Origin of the sequence: Mumia sp. (genome assembly GCF_028803055.1) — a bacterium.
In the GTDB taxonomy this organism is placed as follows: Bacteria; Actinomycetota; Actinomycetes; order Propionibacteriales; family Nocardioidaceae; genus Mumia.
Genome location: NZ_JARBCJ010000181.1, coordinates 1 through 288 on the forward strand (window position 1 = coordinate 1; position 288 = coordinate 288).

Annotated in this window: 1 pseudogene; it reads left to right on the top strand. The window is 78.5% G+C overall.

The features are described 5' to 3' along the window. Positions 1-201, top strand: a pseudogene (locus PV363_RS14630) (proteasome subunit alpha); the annotation flags it as partial. Positions 202-288 lie beyond the last annotated feature (87 nt).

Sequence of the window (288 nt, forward strand, 5' to 3'; positions counted from 1 at the left end):
AAGGACCACTACACGGAGGGACTCGCGCTCGAGGCTGCGATCACCCTCGCCGCCAAGGCTCTGGGCCACGACGACACCACGCCGCGCGTGCTCACCGCCGACCAGCTCGAGGTCGCGGTGCTCGACCGCACCCGCACCCGGCCGCGCAAGTTCAAGCGCCTGACGGACGCTCAGGTCGACGCGGCGCTCGCCTCCGCCTGAGCTGTCGGGGGGGCGGGGGGGGGGGCCCGCCCCCCCCCCCCGCCCGGGGGAGGCGGGGGGGCCGCACCCCCCCCCCAGAGGGCGCCC